This is a genomic window from Paenarthrobacter sp. NPDC056912 (assembly GCF_042786555.1).
Lineage (GTDB): Bacteria > Actinomycetota > Actinomycetes > Actinomycetales > Micrococcaceae > Arthrobacter.
Genome location: NZ_JBHUCD010000012.1, coordinates 88421 through 112921, shown reverse-complemented (window position 1 = coordinate 112921; position 24501 = coordinate 88421). Strand labels below are relative to the sequence as shown.

At 62.1% G+C, this 24501-nt stretch carries 21 protein-coding genes; 14 read left to right on the top strand and 7 right to left on the bottom strand.

Annotated features, from left to right (window positions below; all coding sequences use genetic code 11):
* Positions 1 to 10 precede the first annotated feature (10 nt).
* The 4 genes from ACFRJ9_RS14410 to ACFRJ9_RS14395 all read right to left on the bottom strand — a co-directional run bounded on the left by ACFRJ9_RS14410 (position 11) and on the right by ACFRJ9_RS14395 (position 2619).
* Positions 11 to 739, bottom strand: coding sequence for a hypothetical protein (locus ACFRJ9_RS14410; protein WP_377669130.1), 729 nt, complete (start codon positions 737 to 739; stop codon positions 11 to 13).
* A gap of 50 nt (positions 740 to 789) precedes the next feature.
* Complete coding sequence (locus ACFRJ9_RS14405; protein WP_377669128.1) at positions 790 to 1095, bottom strand: EthD family reductase; 306 nt, start codon at positions 1093 to 1095, stop codon at positions 790 to 792.
* A gap of 31 nt (positions 1096 to 1126) precedes the next feature.
* Positions 1127 to 1969, bottom strand: a complete 843-nt coding sequence (locus ACFRJ9_RS14400; RefSeq protein ID WP_377669126.1) for an alpha/beta fold hydrolase — start codon at positions 1967 to 1969, stop codon at positions 1127 to 1129.
* An 80-nt stretch (positions 1970 to 2049) separates the two neighbouring features.
* Entirely contained in the window at positions 2050 to 2619 is a 570-nt protein-coding gene (locus ACFRJ9_RS14395) for a TetR family transcriptional regulator C-terminal domain-containing protein (RefSeq protein ID WP_377669124.1), read from the bottom strand.
* A gap of 406 nt (positions 2620 to 3025) precedes the next feature.
* Between ACFRJ9_RS14395 and ACFRJ9_RS14390 the strand changes: the two genes are divergently transcribed.
* The 8 genes from ACFRJ9_RS14390 to ACFRJ9_RS14355 all read left to right on the top strand — a co-directional run bounded on the left by ACFRJ9_RS14390 (position 3026) and on the right by ACFRJ9_RS14355 (position 13164).
* Positions 3026 to 4096 carry a LacI family DNA-binding transcriptional regulator gene (locus ACFRJ9_RS14390; protein ID WP_377669121.1) on the top strand — a complete coding sequence of 357 codons (1071 nt, stop codon included), beginning with the start codon at positions 3026 to 3028 and terminating at the stop codon, positions 4094 to 4096.
* 78 nt (positions 4097 to 4174) lie between these two features.
* The gene (locus ACFRJ9_RS14385) at positions 4175 to 5848 is read left to right on the top strand and encodes an ABC transporter substrate-binding protein (RefSeq protein ID WP_377669118.1); all 1674 of its coding nucleotides are present in this window, start codon (positions 4175 to 4177) and stop codon (positions 5846 to 5848) included.
* A 236-nt stretch (positions 5849 to 6084) separates the two neighbouring features.
* Positions 6085 to 7062, top strand: coding sequence for an ABC transporter permease (locus ACFRJ9_RS14380; RefSeq protein ID WP_144650234.1), 978 nt, complete (start codon positions 6085 to 6087; stop codon positions 7060 to 7062).
* Between the two features lie 10 nt (positions 7063 to 7072).
* A complete protein-coding gene (locus ACFRJ9_RS14375) occupies positions 7073 to 7999 on the top strand; it encodes an ABC transporter permease (protein WP_377669116.1) in 927 nt (308 codons plus the stop codon).
* Positions 7996 to 8958, top strand: coding sequence for an ABC transporter ATP-binding protein (locus ACFRJ9_RS14370; protein WP_377669113.1), 963 nt, complete (start codon positions 7996 to 7998; stop codon positions 8956 to 8958). Before ACFRJ9_RS14375 ends, ACFRJ9_RS14370 begins: the two co-directional genes overlap by 4 nt.
* Positions 8955 to 10049, top strand: a complete 1095-nt coding sequence (locus ACFRJ9_RS14365; RefSeq protein WP_377669111.1) for an ATP-binding cassette domain-containing protein — start codon at positions 8955 to 8957, stop codon at positions 10047 to 10049. The genes ACFRJ9_RS14370 and ACFRJ9_RS14365 overlap by 4 nt, the downstream gene beginning before the upstream one ends.
* Positions 10046 to 11596, top strand: coding sequence for a glycoside hydrolase family 32 protein (locus ACFRJ9_RS14360; RefSeq protein ID WP_377669109.1), 1551 nt, complete (start codon positions 10046 to 10048; stop codon positions 11594 to 11596). The genes ACFRJ9_RS14365 and ACFRJ9_RS14360 overlap by 4 nt, the downstream gene beginning before the upstream one ends.
* A 143-nt stretch (positions 11597 to 11739) precedes the next feature.
* On the top strand, positions 11740 to 13164 hold the full coding sequence (locus ACFRJ9_RS14355; protein ID WP_377669266.1) for a glycoside hydrolase family 32 protein: 1425 nt from the start codon (positions 11740 to 11742) through the stop codon (positions 13162 to 13164).
* A 251-nt stretch (positions 13165 to 13415) separates the two neighbouring features.
* Here ACFRJ9_RS14355 and ACFRJ9_RS14350 read toward each other — a convergent pair whose 3' ends face one another.
* Positions 13416 to 14864, bottom strand: coding sequence for an SLC13 family permease (locus ACFRJ9_RS14350; RefSeq protein ID WP_377669107.1), 1449 nt, complete (start codon positions 14862 to 14864; stop codon positions 13416 to 13418).
* 12 nt (positions 14865 to 14876) lie between these two features.
* Complete coding sequence (locus ACFRJ9_RS14345; RefSeq protein ID WP_377669104.1) at positions 14877 to 15989, bottom strand: PrpF domain-containing protein; 1113 nt, start codon at positions 15987 to 15989, stop codon at positions 14877 to 14879.
* A gap of 238 nt (positions 15990 to 16227) precedes the next feature.
* On the opposite strand from ACFRJ9_RS14345, the gene ACFRJ9_RS14340 reads away from it, so the two are divergent.
* Positions 16228 to 17166, top strand: a complete 939-nt coding sequence (locus ACFRJ9_RS14340; RefSeq protein ID WP_377669101.1) for a LysR substrate-binding domain-containing protein — start codon at positions 16228 to 16230, stop codon at positions 17164 to 17166.
* A 520-nt stretch (positions 17167 to 17686) separates the two neighbouring features.
* Here the strand turns inward: ACFRJ9_RS14340 and ACFRJ9_RS14335 are convergent.
* Entirely contained in the window at positions 17687 to 18466 is a 780-nt protein-coding gene (locus ACFRJ9_RS14335) for an FCD domain-containing protein (RefSeq protein ID WP_377669098.1), read from the bottom strand.
* Between the two features lie 181 nt (positions 18467 to 18647).
* Between ACFRJ9_RS14335 and ACFRJ9_RS14330 the strand changes: the two genes are divergently transcribed.
* Genes ACFRJ9_RS14330 through ACFRJ9_RS14310 form a run of 5 tightly spaced genes read left to right on the top strand, consistent with a single transcriptional unit; the run spans position 18648 to position 24301 of the window.
* Positions 18648 to 19607: a polysaccharide deacetylase family protein gene (locus ACFRJ9_RS14330; protein WP_377669095.1), complete on the top strand. Its 960-nt coding sequence runs from the start codon at positions 18648 to 18650 to the stop codon at positions 19605 to 19607.
* On the top strand, positions 19604 to 21058 hold the full coding sequence (locus ACFRJ9_RS14325) for an aldehyde dehydrogenase family protein (RefSeq protein ID WP_377669092.1): 1455 nt from the start codon (positions 19604 to 19606) through the stop codon (positions 21056 to 21058). Before ACFRJ9_RS14330 ends, ACFRJ9_RS14325 begins: the two co-directional genes overlap by 4 nt.
* Positions 21058 to 22479, top strand: coding sequence for an allantoinase AllB (gene allB / locus ACFRJ9_RS14320; protein WP_377669089.1), 1422 nt, complete (start codon positions 21058 to 21060; stop codon positions 22477 to 22479). Before ACFRJ9_RS14325 ends, allB begins: the two co-directional genes overlap by 1 nt.
* Positions 22476 to 23564 carry an NAD/NADP octopine/nopaline dehydrogenase family protein gene (locus tag ACFRJ9_RS14315; protein WP_377669086.1) on the top strand — a complete coding sequence of 363 codons (1089 nt, stop codon included), beginning with the start codon at positions 22476 to 22478 and terminating at the stop codon, positions 23562 to 23564. The genes allB and ACFRJ9_RS14315 overlap by 4 nt, the downstream gene beginning before the upstream one ends.
* Positions 23561 to 24301, top strand: a complete 741-nt coding sequence (locus ACFRJ9_RS14310) for an SDR family NAD(P)-dependent oxidoreductase (RefSeq protein WP_377669083.1) — start codon at positions 23561 to 23563, stop codon at positions 24299 to 24301. The genes ACFRJ9_RS14315 and ACFRJ9_RS14310 overlap by 4 nt, the downstream gene beginning before the upstream one ends.
* Positions 24302 to 24501 lie beyond the last annotated feature (200 nt).

Here is a 24501-nt window from a genome sequence, read left to right as displayed (position 1 = left end):
GGGCTGGCGGTCAGTTGGCGGGGCGGAGATCCTGGAGATCCAGGAGGATTGCGGCGAAGTTGTGCAGGCCGTTGTTGTCCTTATCGCGCAGGAGTACACGGCGGCGGGTGGGGGCGGTCAGTCCCCGGAAGCCTTTGTGCTCGGAGGTGTAATGGGCTACTTCGGCCCAGCCGTTGACTTCGACGTCGTAGTCCATCCGACGCTGTTCGCCCGTCTCAGAGTCGAAATAGTACGTCTGGACCTTGCTGTGGCTGTGGATGGAGTCCGGGAAGGTCACTTCGAGCCGGCGCCATGTCTCTCCGTCTTCGGACCAGGGATCGATTTCGCGTGTCGTCACTCCGGGGAGGGTGAAGAGCGCGGGTTCGGCCAGGTACGTCCATGTTGCGTAGGAGATGAAGTAGCCCATTTGGGTCGGTGACCACTGTGTGTCTCCGAGGTAGCCGGCCATGCTGCGGCGGGGTGCCGAAAGGCTGTCCACCACTTCGCCCGTTTCGTCGGTGATGGTCACAAGGTCTTGGGCAGCGTCGAAGTGCAGGGTTCGGCCCGGCCCGAAGGGGGTGATGCTGATGCGCTGCCGGGTGAGGTCCGCTGTGACGGTCACGTCTCCGAGCAGGCCCGGCTGGCCCTTGAAAGGCCAGAAAACGCCGTGGACGCGGACCTTCGCTGAGACGCTGCGGACGCCGTCCCAGGAAGGAGCGGTGTTCCGCTTGGTGTGGATGAATTCGATGAGGTCGTTCATGATCTTCTTCTTTCGAGTTTGTTCGGGGATTGAAAGCGGAACGGGGTGGGTTAGTTGTGGTCGAGCTCCGAGAAGAGGCCGGTGAATGTTCCGCCAGCTTCGGTGAGCTTTTGGAAGAACGCCACTGCTTGGGCGGTGGTAACGGCGTGGGAAGCTGCCGCGTAGTCGGTGAAGTAGAGGTCAAAGGTCCGGTAGGCCGGTGTTGGCGTGGTGTCCTCCTTGGGCCAGACTTTTGCCGATTCGGTTCGTACCAGGCCGGGGAGCTCGTTCGCCAGGCCCAGCAGCGCAGGCACGTGGTGTTCGAATGCCTCGGGTGCTTCCGGGTTGTCGATGATGAGTGTGATTTTCGTCTGCACTGCTTCGTCCTTCTGTTGGGATTGGTCGGTGCTAGTTCTTCTGGAGGAAGGTGAGAACCTCAGCAGCAAACTCTTGGGGGTACTGGAAGAGGAATCCGTGGTTGGCGTTCGCGTAGATGGTGAGTTCAGAATTCGGGATTGCGTCGGCCAGCAGATAGGAGTTGGGGGTGGGCACCATGATGTCGTTGTCCCCGTTGGCTACCAGGGTGGGTGCCTGGATCGAGGCCAGCCGGTCCAGCTTGGCCGGATTCGGGATGCCCCATTCGATGATGGCGGCGGATTGGATGTCCCGGGCTGCCAGGGAGACATCCGCGTCCCTGTCCTCAGCGCGGGTGAAGATGCGGCCGACGAATTCTTCGCCTTTCTTCCTGCTTTCGGGAGAGGGATTGAAGAAGAGATAGTGGATGTCTTCGGCGTCCTGAACGTCTTTCATTGCGTGGGCGTGTGGTTCATCTGCCCAACCGTGCATGTTTTCTCCGCCTTCAGGGCCGGTTCCGGCGAGAACGATTCGGCGGACCAGGTCCGGGCGTTGCAGGGCGACCTCCTGGGCCACGAACCCGCCGATGGAGAAGCCAAAGAGGTCCACTTCGTCCAGGCCGAGAGCGTCAATGAAGGTCAGGGCATCGTGGCCGAAGTCCTTGAAAGTTGCCGGGGTCGTGCCGGTTGAGAGGGCTATTCCGCTGGCGTCGAACAGGATGACCTCCCGTTCGGCGGCGATCGCGTCAACGAGCGCAGGGTCCCAGTTATCGAGATTCCCTCGAAAGTGCTGGAAAAAGACGATGGGCGTGGTGCCAGCTTGGCCGAATCGGCGGTAGGCGTACGTGGTGCCGTTGGCTCCTGCGATAAAGAGATTCGGGGCAGTGTATTGGGACATTGAACAGCCTTTCAAATGCATAGTAGACCGGTCGTCTACCTTTGGTGATAGAAAGGGCGATGCCTTGGAGGGGCCGGCGATCAGGCCAAGACGTCGGAATAGACGGTTTCCAAGAACCCGTCGAGAGGCGCCCGTGAACGTGTGAGCTTGGAACGGGCGACGGCGCCTTCGAAACCAGCAATGATGAAGCCGGCGAGCCGCCGCGGGTCGCTGTGGTTGGAGATCTCATCTTCGGTTTGCGCCTGGGCAATGGCCTTCGCAAGCTTGTCGGTCCAGAGCTCGAGCGAGCGTTCGACCGCTGCGGCGACAGTTGCACTTTGGGAGGGCATCTCGGTTGAGAAGTTGCCCAGCAGGCAGCCCCGCTGGAAGTCGTCCAGCTCTGCCATCGAGGTGATGAAGGCCAAATGAGACTTGATGCGAGACATCGGGGAGGGTGAACCCTTATCGAGCAGTTCGTAGTTGATCGATGTTTCGTAGAGCTTCACCGTTTCGGCGGCGAGGGCTTCCTTGCTTTCAAAGAAATGATAAAAGGAGCCCTTGGGGACACCGGCCGCCCGGGTGATGTCCGATACCCCGGTCGCCGAGTAACCATTCGCGTGAAAGAGATCAAGTGCCGTGCTGGCGATTCGATCCTTGGTGCCCGTGCTCATCTTTGATCCTTTGGTCGGGGTGATATCTAAAGAATAGACCGGTCGTCTAGTTAAAGCAAGAGCTCAGTTGAGATTCAATTGGACGTGCTCCAGTGACTCGGTGAGTTGACCAAGTGTGAGTTCACTCGACTTCGCTGCGTTCGCCCAGGGGGCGTAGGGCTCTCACTGTCGCCCCGAACCCGTCGCTGGGTTGCCGAGCATCGTCTGCACGGTCCGCCTATGCCGGACAGCAAAACGGGGCGGTTCCAAGCTCCAGCGGACCTGTTGACAGGATCGAAGTAACGCGGGTAACCTAAGTCACATGCCCGGCAAGTAACGCGCGTTACCAACGTAGTGTTCAACCCTGGCGGACCAGACAAGAAGGTTTGGCACGGACCCAGATCAGCGACGATTACCGGAGCATTCGATGGCGAAAAGCACCACCCCTGAGAACCCAGTTGCTGTAAAGCAGCGGGGCGTCACCATGAGAGACGTCGCCAAGCACGCCGGCGTTTCCCGGACTGCTGTTTCGTTCGTGCTGAGCAACCGGGAAAATGCGAGTATTTCCGAGGAAACCCGCACCCGGATCAACGACGCCGTGCAGGAATTGGGCTACCGCCCCAATGCCGGCGCCCGTGCGTTGGCATCCCGACGCAGTGACTGGTACGGGATCGTGACGGAGATCGTCACGGCACCGTTCGCCGTCGACATCATCAAAGGCGCCCAGGACCAAGCCTGGCTGGACCGCCGGTTCCTGCTCATCGCGCCCTCCGACCAGGCCGATGCCGTAGGACCCAACCAGGGCCTGGAAGATGCTGCAACTGAAAAACTCCTGGAACAACGAGTGGAAGGACTTCTCTACGCAGCCACCTTTCACCGGGGCGTCCACGTTCCAGAGAGTGCCAATGAGGTACCCACCGTTCTGATCAACTGCTTCGACGCGGATGGGAAGCTGCCCTCGATCGTCCCTGACGAGAGAGGGGGTGGCCGGGTGGCGGTGGAACATCTGCTCAACGCCGGCCACACTCGGATTGGCGTCATTAACCTTGACCCTAATATCCCTGCAGCAGTGGGGCGTTTGAAGGGTGCCCGCGAAGCACTTGCCGACGCCGGACTGGAGCTTGATCCGGAACTGGTGGTGTCCGGATATGCAACGGCAGACGGCGGCTACGAAGCCGCGTGCCAGATCCTGGATCGCTACCCGGAAAAGGACAGGCCAACAGCGCTGTTCTGCCTCAATGACCGTATGGCAATGGGCGCTTATGACGCCATTAAGGAACGGGGCCTGACCATCCCCGGAGACATCGCCGTGATCGGCTTCGACAACCAGGAACTCATTGCGGCCTATTTGCGGCCGAAATTGACCACGGTTGCGTTGCCATTCGAGAAAATGGGCGCCCTGGGCGTCCAGACACTCGCAGCTCTTACAGCAGGACAGCCGATCCTTGCCGACCAGCAATTGGTCGACTGTCCGCTGCTAGAACGCTCTTCGGTCTGACCGCGAAATCAACCTCGAAGAGCAAACCCTTACCCACCCCTTCACCTAGCGGATGAAGATAGGAAAGAGATAACCATCATGACACAACCCCGATACTTCCGTGCTGCCCGGATAACTGCGGCAAGCCTCGCAGTGGGCGCGATGCTGCTCACCGGTTGCACAGCCAACGTCGCCAAGACAAGCGACTCCGACGCCGGAGCGAACGCCAGCGCGTTCCTCACCATTCCGCGTGAGGACATGGGCACGTTCGTGCAGAACTTCAACCCGTTCGCTCCCACGGTGAACCCGATGGTTCAGCAGTCCATTTACGAATCCCTCCTGATCTTCAATCCGGCCAAGGGAGACACGGTGCCGTGGCTCGCCACCGAATGGAAGGCAGCCGAGGACGGCAAGTCGGTCACTTTCACCCTCCGTGATGGTGTGAAGTGGTCCGACGGGCAGCCTTTCGTGGCTGACGATGTTGCCTACACGTTCGAACTTCAGAAGAAGATCAAGGGCGGCTTCGAGTACCTGGACACCGTCACCGCCGCGGGCAATCAGGTCACGTTCAACTTCAACAGGCCGTGGTCACCGGCCCTTTACGACGTCGGCCAACTCAGCATCCTGCCCAAACACATCTGGTCGGCTTTGCCGGACCCGGAAAAGGATGCGAATGCCAAGCCGGTGGGTACCGGACCGTACACCGAGGTTGATACTTTCCAGGCCCAGTCCTTCGTGCTGAAGAAGAACCCGAATTACTGGCAGCCTGAGAAGCAGAAGATCGCCGGCATCAAGATGCTCGCTTTCGCAGGAAACGACGGCGCCAACCTCGCCGCGGCGAACGGCGACGTGGACTGGGCCCCGCAGTACATCCCGAACATCGAAAAGACCTTCGTTTCCAAAGACAAGGAACACCGTCAGTATTGGTTCCCTGCCACGGGTGCCATGATCAACTGGCAGCTCAACACCACCAAAGCGCCGTTCAACGAGGTTGATGTCCGCAAAGCACTGAGCATGGCCGTGGACCGCGATCAAGTCACCAAGATCGGCATGAGCGGCTACGCCAAGCCTGCCGACTGCACCGGACTCTCCGGCAACTACGAGACCTGGAAGAACACCCAGGTCAAGGACAACTGCACGTGGACCAACCACGATGTCCAGAAGGCCAACGAGCTGCTGGACAAGGCGGGCTACCCCAAGGGAGCTGACGGGAAGCGCACGCTCAAGGACGGCAAGCCTTTCGAATTCAAGATCTCCGTGGGCGCCACGTCCTCCGACTGGCTGTCCGTGGCCAACGTCATCTCGCAGAACCTGGCCGAGGTGGGCGTTACTGCCAAGGTGGAGTCTCCTGACTGGGCCGCAGTGGTGGCCGGCTACGAGACCGGCGACTTTGACTCCGGGATCGTCTGGAGCGCCAACGACCCCAGCCCGTACAAGTACTTCAACACCTCCATGGGTACAGGCACTGTAAAACCCGTTGGCACCAAGACGTTCGATAACTACCACCGGTTCGGCGACACCACGGCTGATGCCCTGCTGGCCGACTTTGCCGCGGAGTCAGACGAGTCCAAACAAAAGGACCTCGCAAACAAACTGCAGGAAGAGTACAACGACGTCGCACCCCTGGTGCCGCTGTTCTCCGGCCCTGAATGGGGCGCCTTCAACGACACCCGCTTCACAGGTTGGCCCACCGAGGCCAACCCTTACGCCACCCTCTCGGTCCGGTCACCAACCACGGTGCTGGTTCTGACCACGCTGGAACCGCGCAAGTAGTCCCCACCGCCGCCCTAACCTCGCTGCGCTTCGGCCAGGGAACCCGGGCGGCGTGGGCCCACCCACCGCCGCCCTAACCTCGCTGCGCTTCGGCCAGGGAACCCGGGCGGCGTGGGCCCACCCACCGATATGGGCCCTGCCAGCCCTCACCGCACGCCCGGCAGAACTCCGGCTCACCGGTCGACGCTGCCGGGCGTGCAACCACACTTTCCGCAATTCCCGAATGGAGGGAAACCGTGCGCTTCATCCTGCGCCGCCTGGGTTTCTACCTGATCGCCTTCTGGGCATCCATCACCCTGAATTTCCTGCTCCCGCGATTCATGCCGGGAGACCCTGTGTCCCGCATGTTTGCCCGCTCCCAGGACCGAATGCAGCCCGAACAGATCGAGGCCCTGCGCAAGCTGCTGGGTGTTGATGATCGGCCGATTTGGGAGCAGTACATCGACTACATGCACAACATCTTCACGGGGCAGATGGGTGTTTCCATCTCCCGTTTCCCCACCCCGGTCACCGAGGTCATATCGTCCCAAATCGGCTGGACACTCCTGCTGGGCGGAACCGCGCTGGTGATCGCCGCCGTCGTGGGTAACCTGCTGGGCATCCTGGCCGCTTGGCGGAGAGGCGGCGCGATCGACTCCGCGCTTCCGCCCGTGCTGGTGTTCATTGGTTCGTTCCCGTACTTCTGGCTTGCGATGGGTGCGCTGTACCTGTTCGGGGTGGTGCTGGGTTGGTTCCCGATCCGCCATGCCTTCACCGACGGTTTGGAGCCGGCGTTCACCTGGGAGTTCATCGGCGACGTCGGTGCCCACCTGGTGCTGCCTGCGCTGACGATCGTGCTGGTTTCCATCGGCGGCTGGATGCTCGGTATGCGGAACACCATGATCGCGACGAATTCCGAGGACTACATCACCATGGCCGAAGCCAAGGGACTCCGCCCGGGCCGCATCATGCTCCGCTACGCAGCACGCAACGCCATGCTCCCGTCGGTGACGAGTTTTGGCATGGGACTGGGATTCGTGGTGGGTGGCGCGCTGCTTACGGAGGTGGTGTTTGCGTACCCCGGCGTCGGCTACCAGCTCCTCAACGCCGTCCAGGGCCTGGACTACCCGCTGATGCAGGGCCTGTTCCTGACCATCACCGCTGCTGTTCTGCTGGCCAACTTCCTGGTGGACATCCTGTACGTCCGCCTCGACCCGCGCGTGCGCAGCAACTAGAGGACTGACCATGACAACCGCACTTCTGAAGCAGCCAACTCCAACACCGGCTGTCCGCAAGCCCAACCGCAGCTTCATCCACGGCCTGATCAGCAACAAGAAGGCGCTGACAGGCATGGCCGTAATGGTCATCTTCATTGCACTGGCCTTGCTGGCGCCGGTGTTGTTTCCGGGCGATCCCTCAAGGATCACCGCCATGGCTTCCCTTGAACCATCGGCCGAGCACTGGCTGGGCACCACCGCCAAAGGACAGGACGTGCTCGCGCTGACCGTCCACGGCTCACGGAGCTCCTTGTTCGTGGGACTGACCGTGGGCCTGGCGTCCACCTTCATCGGCATCCTGGTGGGCCTGGCCTCCGCGTACTTCGGAAAATTCATTGACGAAGCACTCTCCCTGGTCACCAACGTTTTCCTTCTCCTGCCAGGCCTCCCATTGCTGGTCATCCTGGCCGCCTTCCTTCCGCCGGGCCTGGGGACAGTGATCCTGGTTCTTGTGGTTACCGGCTGGGCCGGGTCAGCCCGCGTCCTGCGCTCACAAGCACTATCCATCCGCTCCAAGGACTTTGTAGCTGCGGCCGTCGTGTCCGGCGAACGTGCAGGCCGGATCATGTTCCGCGAGATCCTGCCCAACATGGCCTCGATCGTCATGGGCACCCTGCTGGCCTGCGTGATCTACGGCATCGGTGCCCAAGCGGGCCTGGAGTTCCTTGGCCTGGGCGATGTCAGCACGGTCTCCTGGGGCAACAACCTCTTCTGGGCCGGCAACGAAGGCGCGCTGCTCACGGGCAGTTGGTGGGTCTTCGTACCCTCAGGCGTGTGTATCGCGCTGGTCGCGTTCGCCCTTGCCCTGATCAACTACGCCGTGGACGAAGTCACTAATCCGCGGCTGCGAAAGATCAAGACTCCGAAAGACACCGAAATGAGCGCCGCCAAATGACCATCTCCCAAGTTTCCTTCGGCTCCCACGAACCTGTCCTCGACGTCAAGGACCTCACGGTCAAGTACATCGGCGACACCCGCTCTACCACCGCCGTGGACCGCGTGTCCTTCAGCATCGGCACCGGTGAGGTGTTCGGTCTCGCGGGGGAGTCCGGCTGTGGCAAGTCCACCATCGCCAACTCGATCATGAGGCTCCTGAAGGATCCCGCAAAGATCGCCGGTGCCAGCATTTCCTTCGGTGGCAAGGACGTCCTTGCCATGAGCCCTGAAGAACTACGGCGCTTCCGCTGGCAGGACGTGGCCATGGTGTTCCAGTCGGCCATGAACTCCCTCAATCCGGTGCTGACCATCGGCGAACAGATCGCGGACATCTTCACCACCCACGCCGGTTACTCCCGCAAGGAATCGCTGCGCCGTGCCGGTGAACTGCTGGAGCTCGTGAGGATCGACCCCGCTCGACTCAAGTCCTATCCGCACCAGCTCTCCGGCGGAATGCGTCAACGTGCCGTCATTGCCATGGCCGTGGCGCTCAAGCCGTCACTGTTGATCCTGGACGAACCCACCACCGCACTGGACGTGGTGGTGCAGCAGGAAATCATGGCGCAGATCAAAGAACTGCAACGCGAACTCGGCTTCTCCGTCCTTTTCATCACGCACGATATGTCCCTCATGGTGGAGCTTTCACACCGCATGGCCGTGATGTACGGCGGCCGGATCGTAGAGACCGCAAAAGCACAGGACGTCTACGCCAACCCCCGCCACCCCTACACCCAGGCGCTCATGGGAGCCTTCCCGCCACTCACCGGGCCTCGGGTTCCCCTCACAGGACTGCCCGACGGCGTCAAGTTCCGGAACATCCCGGACCTCACCGAGGTGGTACCCGGCCATTTTGTGGCTCCGTTTGGTCCCAACGCTTCGGTGATTGATTCAGCAAACCTGGAAGGAGCTGCGCGATGAGCCACTCCCTGATGACCCCCTCGGCTGTGTCCAAAAGCCGCATCCCTGCCCTGGAGATTCGCGGCCTGGGAAAGACTTTCCCGATTGGCGGTTTGTTCTCCCGCGATTCTGTCCGCGCCCTGCACGGGATCGATCTGACGATCGGCAGGGGTGAGATTGTGGCGCTCGTGGGGGAGTCCGGTTCCGGCAAGAGCACTCTGGCCCGCTGTGTGGCGCGGCTCGAGAAGCCGAGCTCGGGCGAGGTCCTCATGGACGGCGTCGACGTCCTCAAGCGGGACCGGTTCCAAGCGTCGCGGGCGTTCCGGTCGCAACTGCAGATGGTGTTCCAAGACCCCTTCGGCTCCTTGAACCCGGCCCACAGGATCGAGCATTTCCTGCGGCGTTCCCGGGCGATCCACGGCAAAGGCGGCGGTTCCGAGGAGCAGACCCAGCGGCGACTCGAAGAACTCATGACCACTGTTGGCCTGGAAGCTGACATGTTGAACTCATACCCGCACGAGCTCTCGGGCGGCCAGCGCCAACGCGTAGCGATAGCCCGGGCCCTGGCCGTTGAACCACAGGTCATCCTGGCCGACGAGCCTACGTCCATGCTGGACGTCTCTGTTCGGATCGGCGTGCTGAACCTGATGCGCATGCTCCGCGACGAGCAAGGCATCTCCATGCTCTACATCACCCATGACCTGGCGTCCGCCCGTTACCTGGCGGACCGGACGGCGGTCATGTTCGCCGGTGAGCTCGTTGAAGAGGGCGAATCCTTGGACCTGTTGGCCAACCCTGCGCACCCCTACACGCAACTCCTGGTCTCGGCCGTCCCGGATCCGGCCCGGGCAGGCTCCTACGATCCCGTTCGCCGGGCCGAATTGCGGCAGGCGGTCATGGCCTCGACACACTGTGTGTTCGACGGCGACCCGAACCAGGCCTGCTCGGCCGAAGAACCCGTCCGCCATCAGGTGGGGGACCCCGCAAACCGTCACTGGGTGCGCTGCCACCTCTACCGCCCGTGGGCCGCTGCCGGTGGCCATGCCCTGGCGAGTGAACCTACCCCAACCGGCCACCCGGCGTCGAACGCTCAAGAAGAGGCTTCCGCATGACTGAACTGACCCACCCACTCGCCACCATTCCACGGGACGAGTTGCTGTCCCGCGCCGAGGCAGACCCCCTGCGCCCACGATTCCACTTCGTGTCACCGGCTGGATGGCTCAACGACCCCAATGGCGTCAGTCAATGGAACGGGACGTACCACCTCTTCTACCAGTACAACCCGGAGGGTGCTTTCCACCATCGCATCCAGTGGGGCCATGCCACCAGCACCGACCTCGTCACCTGGACAGACCAGCCCGTTGCCTTGGAACCTTCCGTAGGACCGGACGCCGAGGGCTGCTGGTCGGGGGTGTTGGTGAACGACGGAGGTACTCCCACCTTGGTGTATTCGGGACGGTTTGAAGGCCAGGAACTGCCCTGCGTCGCGGTCGGATCCCCGGATCTGCTGAACTGGACCAAAGACCCCGGGAACCCGGTGATTGCCGCACCGCCGGTTGGAGTCAAGACCACTGCGTACCGCGACCACTGTGTATGGCGTGAAGGAGCCAAGTGGCGACAGCTGGTGGGCTCAGGCATTCGCCACCGCGGTGGGACGGCGTTTTTGTATGAGTCTTCGGACCTGCGTTCCTGGGACTACATCGGACCCTTGTTCATCGGCGATGCCTCGCAGGGTGATCCTGCGGACACCGATTGGACCGGGACCATGTGGGAATGCGTGGACCTGTTCCGGGTGGGTCAGGGATCGCTGGGGTCTGCAGCCCCTGATGGCTCGCCGGATGTGCTGGTCTTCTCCGCCTGGGACGACGGCGACACCCGTCACCCGCTGTATTGGACCGGCCACTACGCCGGCGACACCTTCAAGCCCGAAGCGCTGCACCGACTGGACTACGGAGGTCGCTTCTTCTACGCACCTCAGTCCTTCCAAGATGAGTCCGGCCGACGCGTCATGTTCGGTTGGATGCAGGAAGGGCGAAGTGATGCAGCCATGCTGGCAGCCGGCTGGTCCGGGGTCATGAGCCTGCCGCGGGTCACCACGTTGGCGTATGACGGAACCCTGGAGTTCGCCCCGGTTCCCGAGATCGAGAAGCTGCGCAGGAATCACGTCAGCGTCGCAGGCCAGGTACTCGTGGGTGACGGAATGCCCGTGGATACCGGCGTCTCAGGCAACCAGTTGGACCTCGAGCTGGACGTGCAGCTCGCTCCCGGTGCGGAGCTCCGCCTTGGAGTGCTTAGCTCCCCGGATGGGGCCGAGAAGACGGTGATCATTCTGAGCCGGGCCGTTGACGGAACCCCCACCGGCACTCTCCGCCTTGACCGCACCCGCAGCAGCCTCAACCCTTCCGTTGATGTGGACGACAAGTCCGGCCCCCTTCCCATGACGGACGGTCGTGTTCGCCTGCGCGTGTTGGTGGACCGGTCCGCCGTCGAAATTTTCGCTAACGGAAAGCCGCTCACGGCCCGTATCTACCCGACTCTGGGCGGCGAGTGCGTGACTCTGGCTGCTACTGCGGGTTCGGTGCGGCTCCTCTCATTCGATGCATGGACTATGGCTGGGGTCTTTGACGAGACCCGTAGCCTCTTGCCGGAACGGAAGTAAGACCCATGGAAAAATCACTATCAGTCTCCCGCCGCGGACTTCTGACCGGCGCCGGTGCGGCCGCGCTGGGCGGCTCCCTGGCGCTGTCCACCCCTGCTGGGCCTGCCTCGGCGGCAGGTAGCCCCTCGAAAGGATCGTCCCGGATGCGTCCTGTCTATCACTTCAGCGTGCCTGACAATTGGAAGAACGATCCCCAGCGGCCCATCTACCTGGATGGGGAGTACCACTATTACTACTTGTACAACGCCGACTACCTCACTGGCGGTGGCGGCACGTCCTGGCGCCGGGCCACCACTACTGATCACGTCGCGTTCCGGGACCGGGGTGTCGCGATACCGAAGTTCAGCAACGGCAATGGTGATTGCTGGTCCGGATGCCTGGTGGTTGATGAGGGAAATACTGCGGGATATGGGGCGGGAGCAGTCATTGCCCTTGTTACCCAGGCGCCGGAAGGCCGGCAAGCGCAGTACCTCTGGTACTCCACGGACAGAGGCCGTTCTTTTAGGCCGGGAGGCCAGGCGCCGGTACTGCCCAACCCGGGGGTGCCTGATTTCCGTGATCCCAAGGTGATATGGGATGGGGACCGTGGCCGGTGGTTCATGGCCAATGCCGAGGGACAAAAGCTGGGGTTCTACGCCTCCCCGGACCTGCGCTCCTGGAAACGTGTTGGCGAGTTTCTTCGCAGCGACTTGGGGCTTCTGGAGTGCCCTGACCTCTTTCGAATGACTGCCGACGACGGCACTTCGCATTGGGTCCTGGGCACCAGCGCCAACGGCAAGGGCCGCGGACTGCCAGCGACGTACGCCTACTGGATTGGAGCCTTTGACGGCAGTTCCTTCAAGCCCGACCGTTCCGAGCCGGAATGGCTCGATTATGGCTTCGATTTCTATGGCGCAGTGACCTACCCGCATCACGATGCATCGGGAGCGGAGGACCCAACCCTCCGCCGGGCAATTGGTTGGGCCAACTTCTGGGACTATCCCCACAACACCCCAACCCTTGCCACTGACGGCTACAACGGCGATGACATGATCGTGCGCGATGTCCGGCTCAAGCGTGGAAACGGGGCCTATTACCTCGCATCCACCCCCACATCTGCACTGGGAGACCACGTGAAGCGCACACATCGACTGGGTGATGTGGCGGTTGCCGGTACTCATGACCTGAAGATCCGCTCGAACGCCTACGATCTGAGCTGCGAGCTGGTCTGGGACCCGGCGGCACCCCCGGCCAATCTCGGACTGGAGGTATGCCGTGCGCCAGGTGGAGGCAGGCACGTGGCCGCAGGCGCCTTCCTGCGTGGCCCGTTTACCTACGTCAACCGCCGCCCCACCATCAACCCCACTGCCGGCGAAACGCAAACCCCGTTAGACCCTTCCGTCGGGAGACTCACGCTACGCATCCTGGTGGACCGCACCAGCGTGGAGGTGTTCGTCGGCGACGGGCGTGTGGTGCACTCGCACCGGGTCTTTCCCCTTGAAGGCGATGACGGCATCCGCCTCTACGCCCACGAAGGATCGGCCACATTCCGGGATCTGACCATCCGCGAACTCAAGGTCACGCCGTAGCCCGCACCTAAGGGCGCTGAATGTCGTGGGCGTGGGTGAAGCCGCCAACCCTTGAGGTGCTGAACGCCGTGGTGCAGGTCGGCGCCGTGGTCCGAGCCGGCTAGTCCTGATGCATGGAGGCGTCCGGTGTGTTCAGTTCAGCGGTGCACGGGGCCGGACTGTAAAAACCTCAGGCAGGGCCTCCGGTGTGGAGGCCCTGCCTGGGGTGCGTGAGGTTTTGCGCTTTGCGCCCGTCTTTCGGGTTATGAGGCCTACATGATGCCCGTGGGAACCAGCAGTGCCCAGGCCAGTGCAGGTGCCACCAGTACGACTCCACCTGCGTACATCATCAGCTGCTTGTAGACGCGTTGCCGGTCGTGTTCGCGGGCGTTTGCAACCACCAGCGCGCCGTCGGTGGAGAAGGGGGACACGTCTACGACGGTTGCGGCGATGGCGAGGGCGGCCACGGTGCCTGAGGCGCTGAGTGAGCTCGTGGCCAGCAGAGGACCAGCGAGTGGGATGAAGGCCGTCAGCAATGCTGTGGAGGAGGCGAAGGCTGAGCCGACGCCGATCACGTAGCAGAGAACGAGTGCGATGAGCAGTGGTGCGCCCAACGCGAGGGCTTGCTCGGCGAGGGTGTCGATGACGCCGACGTGCTGGAGCAGGGACACGTAGGTGATCATGCCGGCGACCAGCAGGACAGTGGACCAGGAGACTCCGCCGATGAAGGTCCGGTGTTCCTTGATGTTGACCAGCGCCAGGAGGAGTCCTGCGGAGAGCGCGACGAAGCCGATGGGCATGTGGAAACCGAGGGCGCAGACGAGCATGGCGGCGATCAGTGCCAGGGTGAGGATCTGCTGGCCGCGGGGGCGGGTGGTGCGGGTGGTGTCGAGTTCGGCGTGCTGGCCGGTGGCGCCGTCGCGGAGTTTTCCGAGGAGGGCGAACACGACCACGGTCAGGACGGAGAGGATGAGGTTCAGGGCGAAGCTTGCTCCGAAGAGCGCGCCTTGGGAGATGGGGAAGCCGTTCTTTACTGCGATGTCGTGTACCAGGACGCCTGCCACGGAGAGCGGGGAGAAGCCGCCGGCGTGGGCGCCGTTGATGATGAAGGCGCCCATGAGAACGGGGTGGATGCGTGATTCGTAGGCCAGCCCGATGGCCGCGGGGGCCAACAGGGCGACGGCGGCGGGGGAGAAAGTGCCGAGTGCGGTCAGTGATGCTGCGAGGAGGAAGAACACCCACGGCAAGAGCAGGGTCTTGCCGCGCACAAGCCGGACGCAGGTTTGGACGATGATGTCGACGGTGCCGTTGCGTTGGGCCATGCTGAAGAAGTATGTGACGCCGATGATGGTGATGACGATGTTGGCGGGGAAGTCGGCAAGGATTTCCTTGTCGGTCATGCCGAGCATGAAGTAGCCAACGCCGAAGGAGGCGACCAGTGCCATGACGCCGATGTTCAATGGCCACTTGGTGGCCACAACGAACATCACGACGAGGATGACCAGCGGGATGATCTGGGTGGCGGTCATGGTCGGCTCCGATTCCGGGGTAGCCGCCGGGTTGAAAATGGCACCCCCGAACAGGATGGCGGCCAAACCCATGATGACGGAAGCGGCAACAGTTATCAGCAGGATACGGCGGCGATTGCGGGGCCGCGGGGAACGTTCTTCCCGGAGGTCGCTCTCTGCCTCGGGAGCTGGTTGGTAAATAGTCTTAGCCATGGTGGTGTCTCCTCATCGAGTGGCTGTGGCTAGTGAGGCTTCGACTGCGTTGCCGAAAGTCTCCGGGAGGTGAATGATGCTGGTTGCGATAGTGCGGGCCGTGCGGTCGACGCCGACCAGAAGGGTCCCTTCGTGCTCCTCGCTCCAGGTTTCTATGACGCCGGCCGGTGTCCTGAGTCTTAGGACCGCTTCTGGTGTGCTGCCGGTGATGGCGTTGAGCACAGTGCCGTGTGTCCGGGCAGCGAGAGTCAGGGCGATGCTTCCGGTGATGGCTAAGGCCGGATGCGGCTTTCCCATCGAAAGCATCATCACGTTGACGTCGCAATCCGGTCCGGTGGGCGGGCCTACGATCGCGAGCTTCGGAACCGCTCGCGCGGCTTGTCCGAGCGCTGCTGCCATGCCCATCCGGACCGCTGCCTGGCGACGGATGAGATCCAAAGTGTCCAACTGCTGTTCGACGCCGGCTTTCCACGTGTCGTAGCGGGCGGTGTCCAGCCCCAACTCTTCGGCGCGAACAATCACCACTGGCGCTCCGGCGTCGATCATTGAAACATTCCAGCGCGTACCGCCCGCTACGATCACGTCGGCAGCGGCGCCGGTGGGCAACAAGTGTCCAGTGGTCTTGCCCGCCGGATCCTGGAACCCCAGGCCGACTTTGTAACCGGGAAACACGACGCCAGGCATCTGTGCGTCCGGGATGATCGGCAGGGCGCCGGATGGAGTTGAAACCCGTTGAATGATGATCTGTCCCGTATTTGTATTGCGGGTCACGATGCGCGTGGAATCGCCGGTGGGCACAACCCACCCTTTTTCGATGGCGTAGAGGCCGACAACCGCCGAGCAGTTCCCGCAGTTGCTGCCCCAATCGACAGCGGCTTCTTCGATTCCTACCTGTGCGAAAGTGAACTCGACGTCGATGTCGTCTTTGGCCGGTCGGCTGAGGATCATTGCCTTGCTGGTGGTGGACGTTGCCCCGCCCACGCCGTCAATTTGGCGCGAATCCGGGCTTCCGAAGAGGCGTGGCAGGAGATCGTCCAGCTTGGTGTGGGCCTTATCCAGATGGTCAGTTTCAAAGACCCAGCACTTGCTGGTGCCTCCGCGCATCCATTCGGCTTCTATCTTCATGGTGTTCCCTGCTTCCCGTGGCGCTTTGTAAACTTTGTGGCCTATTACGAGGATGATGCGGATCACACATGAAGACAATGTTGGATAATTGTGGGGGAATGTAGTGTTGCTTCATTCATTGATGTGACGGGCCTAAAACTCTGCTCAAGTGAGCCAGTTTGATTCGACGCGTGTGCAAACAGGCCTCAGGCCACAGCTAGTTGCATAGAATGAACCAAAGGAGAGGAAGGGTAAAGCATTGATTAACGATGAGAGCGTGGATTTATTCGATATCCGGCGGCTTGCCCTTTTGGTGGAGGTGGTCGAACAGGGATCCATCACGGCAGCGGCTGACATCATGTTGTATTCGCCCTCAGCCGTCTCGCAGCAATTGCGGAAGCTGGAGCAAGAAGTGGGCCAGCCCCTCCTCAACCGACGATCCCGCGGGGTAGTTCCCACTGAGGCCGGTCAGGTGTTGGCGGGGCACGCGCGGAAGATCGTCGGGCAGATGCGTGCAGCCCGGTCCGACCTGGGCCAGATCGCCGGCTTGGGTCGCGGTTCGTTGACCGTCGGCACCTTCCCCACACTGGCTGGTTCATTTTTGCCACTGGTGATCCGCGCCTTCAAGAAGCGTTACCCGGCCATTGGCCTCTCCGTGCGCAGCGCCCGATTCGACGAGCTCGTCTCAGACCTTGAGTCCGGCGTGACCGGACTGTGCTTGCTCTGGGACTATCCCTGGAACAGGTTCAACGACGAGTCCATCCGGATCACGGAAGTTTTCCAGGAGAGCACGGTGATCCTGGTGGCCAAAGGCCACCCCCTCGCTGAGCGTGACGAAGTGTCGATGAAAGACCTCCGGAAGGAATCGTGGATAGTCCGCGCGGAGGCACATCCGGTGGTGGAGGTACTCCAAAGATCCGCCCATGACGCCGGCTTCGAGCCGAACATCGGCTTCCTGGCCAACGACTACCAGGAGGCCCAAGCCATGGTTAGCGTCGGAATGGGGGTGGCGATGGTCCCAAAGACTGCAGTAGCCCTGCAGCACCCGGATGTCAGGATTCTCAGCCTTGGCTCCAACGCCCCCCTGCGGCGAGTACTTCTGGCCCAGCGCCAGGACAAGGTGTATGCGCCCGCAGAGGTAGCTTTCCACTCAACCCTTCTGGAGATTGCACGCGAACGGGGCGGCGATTATCTCTGAGGCGATGCATTGGGTCAGACCAGCAGTGCAAAGAGGGTTGGCCTGCGGAATCGTTGTATGTCGCGGGACGGGAGTTCTCGCAGCTACGTCTTTCCAGTACTTTGACGCCGATATTTGATGCTTTGCCGTCCGGTTTTCGGTTGTTCTACTGACCGGCGGGAGTCATGCCTTGGAGGTCGCGGCTTCCTCTGGTCCGGAGTGCTCACGAGGACTGAGGGGTGCCGTCCAGCAGGTAATCTGCAGAGGCGGCAGCGCCGACTCCCCGGCGCAGACTATGAGTCGCATGTATCCAAGGATCCCGGTCCCCAAGGCTCGAAATCACGTTCGAGTCCCACCTCGGGCACGGCATGCCCCTCGCCACGGCATCAAGAATGCGCAAGGGAGCGGTCCCGGGGAAGACTACTGGTATCTAGCCGAGACGCTGGACCTTAGGCAGGTCATACGCGGCCGTCTGCGGAGCCTGTCCCCCGGCAAGTCTGTCGATAAGGGCCCACCCGTCAGCCTGTCCTGCTGACGCTCGTCAGTGAGCGGCCCGCGCAGCCGTCGATCCGTCGAGGTCGCTTCCGCTTGTCTCGAGGTAGATCCTGACTGCGTCGATCAAGTGGCCGATATGTTGATGCATCAGGTGGCCCGCCAGATCTGCGTCCCTTCTCAACAAGGCTGCTGCCAGTTCTGCATGGTCGTCCGCCTGTTCGGATACGACCTGAGAGTTTAAGGACACCTCTTCGAGGACGCTGGTTAGGTTGGGGTTCGCAGGTTCAATCAACAGGTGCGCCATCGACTCAAGGATTCTGTTGTGTGTCGCGGCAGCAACAGTGCGGTGAAACAACGTCGACGAGTCTCTGTTGGGGGTCGCGCCTGCATCTACTGCATCCCGGTGGCCCGCAGCCTGGCGTGCGATTTCTCCAAGTTCTTCGTCCGAGGCATTCTCCGCAGCCAGCCGCGCGCCTTCGGATTCGACGGCGCGGCGGACTACCAGAATGTCCAGGAGCTCACTGAGGTCGTTCGTGCTGGCTGCCCGGACGAGATTTGCCCCATTTTCCTGCGCGCGCAGCGTTGCTCTGAGTTCCTCAAGCCGTTGCTCGCCAAGTTCCGTCACCACGCGCCCCTGCTTGGGGCGAGGAATGAGAGTGAGGCCCTGCTTGTCCAGGGAACGCAGGAAGCGACCGGCCGTCGCCTCTGCCACATGGATGCCCGATTCATTGAAGGCCTCCGCCAAGCGGGATGAGCCTACGGGTCGCTCCGACTCACGGATCAACGTGAGAGCCAGAATCTCCATCTCAAGATTTGGCGATGTCATCAATAGCCCCCCTGTCCCGCGAGATGTGGACGTGGCCGCCCGCACGTAAGTTATCTTCCCACAACCCCGACTCAAGGCTTCTTTCCTGTGACTGTTGACGCCCTCCGCAATCTACTTCATCATTGGTGATGAAGAGATATTCCAGTAAGTAATACCTCAATGCGAAGTGTGGGTGGCGGCAATGGAAAGTTCAGGAAGTGATGTGGGTCCGGCGCGGGACTTCATCGGCTACGGCCGACGGAAACCCCGGGTGCGATGGCCGGAGAACGCTGCAGTAGCGGTCAACTTTTGCATCGCCTATGAAGAGGGCGCCGAACGAAGCGTTATCTATGGTGACCCGCATGGCGAAACCCTGGGGCCGGGACGCGAGGCCAAACCCGGGCATCGTGACCTTGCCGTCGAGTCGATCTATGAGTATGGCAGCAGGGCGGGGATCTGGAGGATCGCCGAGTTGTTGGACGAGTACAGTCTTCCTGCCACGCTCTTCGCTCCTGCGGTTGCCTTGGAAAAGAATCCGGAGGTCTGCCAGTGGGTGGCAGAACGGGGGCATGACATTTGTGCGCATGGCTGGCGCTGGACTGATCCCGGGGAATTGACGCAGAGCCAGGAGCAGGAACGGATCAAGCTGGCGGTTGAATCGATAGAACGCACGTGCGGACGACGACCGGTAGGTTGGCGTTCGCGGACGGGGCCGAGCTTGAACACCCGTCGCCTGCTGGTCGAAGAAGGCGGGTTCATCTACGACTCCGATGCCTACAACGATGACCTTCCCTATTTCACGGAGGTCGGAGCCCGCGAGCATTTGGTGGTTCCGTACACCCTGACCTACACCGAGGGCCGCCTTGTTCAGCCCATGGGTTTCACCAGTCCCTTCGATTTTTGGGAGACATGCCGCCGTGGCCTCGACGAGCTCAGGCGTGAAGGACAACGGGGTTTCCCGAAGATGATGTCGATCGGCATCCATCCCCGTCACACCGGACAGGCCGGTCGAATGGCCGGAATGCGCGACTTTGTCGAATATGCGCTGGGTGCCGGGGATGTGCTGTTCAGCACCCGCGAGGCGATCGCCAGGCATTGGATCCGGGAACGGCCCACTGCGGAACTACCACTACAGGCAACAAACTTTGGAGGAGAACGATGACGCATCAGGTACTGGGCGCACAGCGCAGGATGGCCCACATCAACGGGAAAGCGGTGGACACACAGGAATCGTTCGCGGTCCTGGACCCCGCAACAGGGTTTGAACTGGCTACGGTGGCGGCCTGCGGGGCCGATGAAGTTGATCAGGCCGTGAGGGCGGCACGCTCGGCTTACGACGGCGGGTGGAAACGGACGACGGCGGCCGAACGCGCCCTGGTTCTGCGGAGTATTTCATCGGCCATCGTGGCGAACGGCGACGAACTGGCCAGAATCGAAAGCCAGGACACCGGCAAACCACTGCGACAAGCCGTTGTGGACGTCTCTTTTGCAGCTCGGTTTTTTGAGTACTACTCCAATATGGTGGAGGCTGTCTTCGGCAGCATTATTCCCGCAGCGACGGACCGCATGACCTTCTCGGTCCGGGAACCGTACGGGGTCACCGGGCACATCACCCCTTGGAACTACCCCCTTGGACTGGCGACCCGGACTCTCGCACCGTCTCTCGCGGCGGGAAACTGCTGCGTTCTCAAGCCCGCGGAGGAAGCTCCTCTGTCCGCGTTGCGTCTTGCCGAGATCATGTCCGAAGCTGGTTTGCCGGACGGCGTCCTCAACGTAGTCCCAGGTATCGGGGCCGAAGCGGGGGCAGCGTTGGCGGCGCACCCCGGCTTGGGCAAGCTCTCCTTTACCGGTTCTGTGCCGGTGGGCGTGAAGATCGGGCAGGCAACGGCGGCCAACCTCGTCCCGGCAGATCTGGAACTGGGCGGAAAGTCACCCAACATCGTCTTCGGGGACGCAGATATGGACGCCGCTGCTGCAGCAGTTGCGGCTTCGATCCTGCAGAACGCCGGCCAGACGTGTTCGGCCGGCTCCCGCCTGCTGGTACACGACAGCGTCCACGATGACTTCGTCGACCGGCTCGTGCGTATCTTCCAGCGAACCACCCTCGGTCCGGGACTGGAGAACCCTGGACTGGGTCCGGTGATCTCCCGTAAACAGCAAGCGCGGGTCCTCGATTACATTGCCCTTGGTCGGGGAGAGGGTGAACTCCTGGTGGGTGGGGGAGTGCCCGAGCAAGAGTCACTGTCCAGAGGAAACTTCGTGCTTCCCACGATTTTTGATCGCGTGGCTCCGACCGCCTCGATCGCGCAACAGGAAATCTTTGGACCCGTGCTGACGGTGACAAGCTTCGACAGCACTGAAGAAGCAGTGGACCTGGCCAATGGAACTGACTACGGCCTGGTGGCAGGCGTGTGGACCGCTGACGTTGGTCGCGCCCACCGAATGATCCGGGACCTGCAGTGCGGCCAAGTCATGGTCAACACGTTCTCCAACGGGGTGGAACTGCCGTTCAGCGGTCGGAAACAATCGGGCTACGGGACGTCGAAGAGCTACGAGGCCCTGCTTGGCTTCACCCAGTCCAAGGGTGCCGTGATCATGATGGCCGACCACTGATGGGGGCGTCACGAAACGCGCTGGTCGTTGCCGGGGGGCGTGTCGTGCTTCCCGACCGGATCATCGACGCGGACCTGCTGGTCCAGGACGGCAAGATCGCCGGCATCCGCGAACACGCCGCGAGGGGCACAACTGAGCCAGCCTTGCCTGCGACGCCCAACTCTCAGACAGTTGACGCACACGGCCTCATGGTCATGGCGGGAATGATCGACACCCACGTGCACCTCAGGGACCCAGGGCATCCACATCGGGAAACTTTCGGCACGGGCACCAGCGCCGCGGCCGTTGGCGGGATCACCACCGTCCTGGAGATGCCCTCAGGAATTCCCGCGGTCGCCGATGCCAAAAGCTGGCACTACAAGAACGACGTCGTTGGCCCCAAAGCCTATGTCGATTTCGGGCTGTATGGAGGCGCCGGCCACACCAATACAGCACAAATCGCCGAACAAGCTGCGGCCGGAGCGATTGCTTTTAAGTCCTTCATGAACGCTCCCGGACCCGGAGCGGATCCCGGATTCGATACCCGCGCCTTGCCAGACGATACATCCTTCCTGGCTGCCATGAAGGCCATCGCGGCAACCGGGCGAGTAGCTGTCGTTCACGCTGAAAGCGACTCCATCTGCGGATGCTTGGCGGCACTAATGAAAACACGCGGCCGCAACGACCTTAGGGCACACGCCGAATCGCGGCCACCCGTGGCTGAGGAAGAGGCAGTTGCCCGCGCCATCCGTTTGGCAGGCGCCGCAGGTAGCCGGCTTTCCATTGCCCACATCAGCACCGGTGCCGCCGTAGAACAAGTACGCCGGGCCAAGGCCCGGGGACAGGACGTGACCGCAGAGGCATGCCCCCATCACCTGTTCCACACTTTGTCCAACAGCGAGCATCTGGGTCCCTATGCCAAGGTCAACCCGCCGCTGCGCGATCATGACGACGTGACGGCTTTATGGGCAGGCCTTGCCGACGGCACGATCGACTACATCGGCACCGACCATGCGCCATACACCATCGAGGATAAGGACAAGGGCTGGTCTGACATTTGGAGCGCACCCTCCGGCGTCCACGGGCTCGAATCTGTCCTGCCCGCGTTACTGACCGCAGTCAACGATGGACAATTGAGCCTGCCTCAGCTCACCAGGGTCATTTCGCAGAGGGCATCGCAGGTTTTCGGGCTTCATTCCAAAGGTCACCTGCGCGAGGGATCCGACGCGGACTTCATCCTTGTGGACATGGATCGACTCGGAGTCATCGATCCGAGCGGCCAGCACTCGGTGAGCCGGTCCGCTGCGAAACTCTGGGCCGGGCGGGCTACCCGGGGGTCTGTGGTCGCCACGTATGTCCGCGGAACCCTGGTGGCCGAAGACGGCGAACTGCGCGGCCAGCCAGGCCATGGTCAGCTGGTCCGCCCGGAGGGCCGCCCATGACCACGGTGGGGATCGTCGGCTGCGGCAGCGCCGGACTGGCGCTTGCCGCGCACTTGATGCAACAAGGTACGACCGTCCGGGACATGGTCGATCAGAATCACCAATTGTTGGACAGGCTTCACCGCTCCGGAAAACTCACGATGAGCGGTCACCTGGGAAGCGGCACGTTTGCCCTGCCGGAGTTGTCGAACGACTACAGCAGCCTGGCCGAATGCGACGTGATCTTCATTGCGACCACCGCCGACCGGCACATCGCCGTCGCGCGCAGTCTGGCCCAAACCCTGAAAAGGGGTCAACTCTGTGTACTCGTGACGGGCTACGTCAACGGGGCGGCCGTGTTTGCCGGGGCGCTTTCTGACGCCGGGTTCGCCGGCGGCGATGAATCCGCCATAGCCATGAACACCTCGCCACATCTTTCATATGCATCCGGTGACGGTTCGGTGCATGTCGCCGCGGTCAAAAGCTGGTTCGAAGTCTCCGGCATCACCGAGGAGGCCGCCACCAGAGGTGCCTCCGTGCTGAAACCCTGGTTTCCGGCCGCTGCCGCAGCACGGCACCAGCTCGCCTCATCCCTGAACAACCCGAATCCCATTGCTCACGTCCCGGCGGCCGTGTTGAACGCCGTCGCAGCTTCCCGGGAGGCGCACGGGTTGATCCCGCCCCAGGGAGCCTTTCATCTGGGGGACTTCGGAGCGCCGGCGCTGGAATCGCTGCGCAATGGGTTGGACGCTGAACGGCTCGCTGTCATGAAGGCACTTGGCATGGGCCGGTACTGCCTGGGCAGGAGTTCGTTCGCTGCCCGCGCCTACGGGCCGGACGCCCGGGAAACGACTCCACCCAGAATCGGACCAACCTTCCAGCGGCGTCTCGTAACCGAAGACGTCCCCTGTGGGCTCGTTCCCCTTGAACACCTCGGCCTGCAAGCCGGAATTCCGACACCGGACATGACCGCGCTGATATCCCTGCTTTGTTCCCTGGAGGGCCAGGACTTCCGGGAGCATCCAGCTGCACGCGCCCGGGCAGTCGCTCTCCAGTCCGCTGCAATAACCGGACAACAATATCGAGAAGGGGCGGCCCTGACATGAACACACATTCGCCGCACAACGGCAAACGGATCGTGGTAACCGGGGCAGCCCGCGGGATCGGCCGCGGGATCGCCGAGCGCTTCGCGGCGGCAGGTGCCTTCGTCACCCTTCTCGACAGAGACGGAGACGAAGCACGACGCGTCGCTGAAGGCATCCGCGATGCAACGGCCGTTGAACTCGATGTCACCGACAGCGACGCCATGAAGTGCTTCTTTGCCGATGCCGAGTATCCGTTTGACGTCGTCATCGCCAATGCGGGGGTGTCCCTCCCTGGGCAGTCCGCCCTTGAGACCTCGGACGAGACTTGGGGGTGGCTGATGGACAACAACCTCAAAGGCGCCTTCAATACGATGCGACACGGCGCGGCCCGCATGTTGGCCGACGGCGTCTCCGGACGGGTCATCGCAACGTCCTCAGTGGCGGGCATTGCGGCCGAACCCGGTTACGCCGTCTATGCCGCCGCCAAGTGGGGGCTCATGGGGTTGGTGAAGTCCATGGCCATGGAACTTGCGCCCTCGGGGATCCTCGTCAATGGAGTGTGCCCGGGGGACGTTCAGACCCGGTTTCTGAGCGAAACCGCGGCCACTGACGTCTACAGCGGGGCGCTCGGACGTCCTGCCCGGATAGACGAAATCACTGGCATTTACCTGTGGCTTGCAGGCCCCGAGGCAAGCTACGCAGTCGGCGAAACCGTGGTCCTGGACGGTGGCCTGTCCCTGTCCGCAATGGCCCGCTAGTTCCCAGCACCGCCATAGGTCGACAACCGGGTAACGCCGTTGAAACACAGGAGATACAGGACGAAAATCATTGCATCATCACTGATGATGAAGTAAATTTGGTAATACGGATCACGTAGAAGCCCAGTCGGGTTCAGGTTCCGGGCTCCAGTAAAAACGCAGGTCAGCAAAGGCGCTGCTTGCGGATCCTGAAGCATTTA

Coding starts and splice junctions, on each gene's coding strand:
- ACFRJ9_RS14310 (WP_377669083.1), top strand. CDS start 23,561: ATGAACACACATTCGCCGCACAACGGCAAACGGATCGTGGTAACCGGG.
- ACFRJ9_RS14325 (WP_377669092.1), top strand. CDS start 19,604: ATGACGCATCAGGTACTGGGCGCACAGCGCAGGATGGCCCACATCAAC.
- ACFRJ9_RS14360 (WP_377669109.1), top strand. CDS start 10,046: ATGACTGAACTGACCCACCCACTCGCCACCATTCCACGGGACGAGTTG.
- ACFRJ9_RS14355 (WP_377669266.1), top strand. CDS start 11,740: ATGCGTCCTGTCTATCACTTCAGCGTGCCTGACAATTGGAAGAACGAT.
- ACFRJ9_RS14400 (WP_377669126.1), bottom strand. CDS start 1,969: ATGTCCCAATACACTGCCCCGAATCTCTTTATCGCAGGAGCCAACGGC.
- ACFRJ9_RS14345 (WP_377669104.1), bottom strand. CDS start 15,989: ATGAAGATAGAAGCCGAATGGATGCGCGGAGGCACCAGCAAGTGCTGG.
- ACFRJ9_RS14370 (WP_377669113.1), top strand. CDS start 7,996: ATGACCATCTCCCAAGTTTCCTTCGGCTCCCACGAACCTGTCCTCGAC.
- ACFRJ9_RS14330 (WP_377669095.1), top strand. CDS start 18,648: ATGGAAAGTTCAGGAAGTGATGTGGGTCCGGCGCGGGACTTCATCGGC.
- ACFRJ9_RS14350 (WP_377669107.1), bottom strand. CDS start 14,864: ATGGCTAAGACTATTTACCAACCAGCTCCCGAGGCAGAGAGCGACCTC.
- ACFRJ9_RS14395 (WP_377669124.1), bottom strand. CDS start 2,619: ATGAGCACGGGCACCAAGGATCGAATCGCCAGCACGGCACTTGATCTC.
- ACFRJ9_RS14365 (WP_377669111.1), top strand. CDS start 8,955: ATGAGCCACTCCCTGATGACCCCCTCGGCTGTGTCCAAAAGCCGCATC.
- ACFRJ9_RS14385 (WP_377669118.1), top strand. CDS start 4,175: ATGACACAACCCCGATACTTCCGTGCTGCCCGGATAACTGCGGCAAGC.
- ACFRJ9_RS14390 (WP_377669121.1), top strand. CDS start 3,026: ATGGCGAAAAGCACCACCCCTGAGAACCCAGTTGCTGTAAAGCAGCGG.
- allB (WP_377669089.1), top strand. CDS start 21,058: ATGGGGGCGTCACGAAACGCGCTGGTCGTTGCCGGGGGGCGTGTCGTG.
- ACFRJ9_RS14315 (WP_377669086.1), top strand. CDS start 22,476: ATGACCACGGTGGGGATCGTCGGCTGCGGCAGCGCCGGACTGGCGCTT.
- ACFRJ9_RS14410 (WP_377669130.1), bottom strand. CDS start 739: ATGAACGACCTCATCGAATTCATCCACACCAAGCGGAACACCGCTCCT.
- ACFRJ9_RS14375 (WP_377669116.1), top strand. CDS start 7,073: ATGACAACCGCACTTCTGAAGCAGCCAACTCCAACACCGGCTGTCCGC.
- ACFRJ9_RS14335 (WP_377669098.1), bottom strand. CDS start 18,466: ATGACATCGCCAAATCTTGAGATGGAGATTCTGGCTCTCACGTTGATC.